General features: G+C 68.2%; 2 protein-coding genes and 1 pseudogene. 1 reads left to right on the forward strand and 2 read right to left on the reverse strand.

Annotated features, from left to right (window positions below; translation table 11 throughout):
* Positions 1-224: 224 nt before the first annotated feature.
* Together MJ783_RS16715 and MJ783_RS16720 are read right to left on the reverse strand one after the other, a co-directional pair.
* On the reverse strand, positions 225-935 hold the full coding sequence (locus MJ783_RS16715; protein WP_239311375.1) for a hypothetical protein: 711 nt from the start codon (positions 933-935) through the stop codon (positions 225-227).
* A gap of 53 nt (positions 936-988) precedes the next feature.
* Positions 989-1,264 carry a hypothetical protein gene (locus MJ783_RS16720; protein WP_239311381.1) on the reverse strand — a complete coding sequence of 92 codons (276 nt, stop codon included), beginning with the start codon at positions 1,262-1,264 and terminating at the stop codon, positions 989-991.
* Between the two features lie 72 nt (positions 1,265-1,336).
* Here MJ783_RS16720 and MJ783_RS16725 point away from each other — a divergent pair.
* Positions 1,337-1,690 (forward strand): annotated as a pseudogene (locus MJ783_RS16725) (transposase); the annotation flags it as partial.
* Positions 1,691-2,075: the final 385 nt, after the last annotated feature.

Consider the following 2,075-nt stretch of genomic DNA (forward strand, 5'->3'; position numbering starts at 1 on the left):
GCGCCGCTGGTCGGGCGGCCGTCGATCTGTCGGTCGTCGGTCTGCTGATCGCTAGCCAGCGACTCTCTGTAACTGGTGGGCCCGTGGAGGTTCGTCGTGCGGTCCCATGTCTGTTGCTGTTCGCGAACCTCGTCACCCTGCCTTTGAACTTCGCCGAGTCGTTGATCGCCGGTCCTTACGGGCGGGGCGCGTTCGACGCGGTCGGGGCGGGAAGGATGGCAGGATCACGGTTGCTGGTCGAGGAACTTCGCGGCCTCGGCTGGGTCCATGATGTTGGACCAGATCTGTTCTTCGGGGGCCACTGCCCGCTGCGGCATCGCGTAGTCCGACGTCCATGCGTCGGCCGCGCACCCGGGTACGAGACTGAGGATCGTCGCGACGAGCCGCCGCGGTACCGAGCCGATGATGCGGATCGCGACATAGGTCTCGTGCCCTTGGTCAGCGAGGACCTGGATTCCCAGCGCCGCGCCGTCCAGCATGACGGCGTGTTCTTGGCCGTCGAGTAGCGACTCGCGCACCAGCCGGTGCACTGCGGCCCTGAGTGTGTGCTCGGCGCGCGTCGCCGACTCGGCCCTCCACCTCAGCTCGTCCTCCCGGCCAGGCAGCAGGTCACCGATGTAGGTCGTGGTGATGAGAGCAGGGGAGTGTCCGGCGTTGTAGCGTGCCCGCGCGGCGGTTGCGTGTGCGGCCAGCGCCGCGTAGAAGTCATCGGGCGAGCCTTCCTCGCGCTGCCCGGCCGCCACCAGCCATGGGATCCCGGCGTCGACCCACACCGCACCGCGCCAGCGCTGGACCTTCACCTTGAACAACACCTGATCGTCGATCGCGGCGATCCGCTCCCGCGGGGTTTCGTCGTCGGCGAAGCGGTCTCCGATCTTGGCGAGCAGCGGATGGCCGATGTCCTCCAGGGACGTGTCCGCGCGCGGGATCGCCAAGGTGAGATCCTCTCGCAGGCAGCGGAGCGTGGGGCGGGCCCGTCCGGCCGCCGTCAGCGGTCCTCTTCGACGCCGCCGACCGCGTCGAGTTCAGCACGAGTCATCCCGGCGAGCATCGCTACCCGTGACGCGCGGCTGCCGTCGAGCTCGCTCAACAGCTCCCGCATCCCGGACTGCATCTCCTCGCGGCGCGCGTCCAGGTAAAAGGCGACCGCCGCCTCAACAAGATCCTTTTTGCTCATGTGCAGGTAGTGCGCGCCACTGGTGATCAGCTTGTCGCCTTCCGGCGAGACCTTGACCGCAACCTGGCGGGGCGTCCGCTCCATCATCTCCGTGTCCGTCCCCTTCTCGCCAGCTACCAGTCCGTCGGTACCTCCAGTACCTCCAGGTTACGCTGCCACATCTCAACATCGCAGGTCTCGGAACTCGCGAAGCATCTCGACGGCCAGGTCGAGGCGTTCCGGTCACGGCCGTTGGACGCCGGGCCGTACCGGTTCGTGCAGGCCGACGCGCTGACGATGAAAGTCCGCGAGGCAGGCCGTGTGATCAACATGCACCGTCTGCTCGCCGTGGGCGTGAACGGCGACGGTCGCCGGGAGATCCTCGGCCTGGACGTGGTGTCCAGCGAGGACGGCGCCGGCTGGCTGGCATTCTTCCGCGGCCTGGTCGCCCGCGGCCTGTCCGGCGTGCGCCTGGTGACCTCCGACGCCCACCGGGGGGCTGGTCTGAATCGCCCCGGGTGTGGTGGAGACCGCCATACGCAGAGGATCGCAGTGGGCTGTCGAGTGGTCCGGATCTGGATGTTCGGAAGCTGCGGGGCTACGGCCTTAGAGCGCCCGGCAATAGGGGTATGGATCAAGGAGCGGGGCTGGGGTGCGTACATCGCAAGGCGGCGGAGGGAGTCGCCCTGGTCCGTGGGGTGTCGACCGACGAGCCGGGGTACCCGTGCATCGCGCAGCGATGGATGGGGAGCGATGCAGCGAGGTGCGCGCCCCAGCCCCGCGACGCCGCGTCCCTATTGCCGGTCGCTCTAAAGTGAGCAGACCCAGCCTGGAAGCTGGGCGGAACGAGCTCGGCTCCCACTCGCCCGCCAGGTTGTCGAGACGGTTGCGATCGAAGCCGGAGTGTGCATCCGTCCAC

It is taken from the genome of Protofrankia sp. Cj3, assembly GCF_917627355.1.
GTDB lineage: Bacteria > Actinomycetota > Actinomycetes > Frankiales > Frankiaceae > Protofrankia.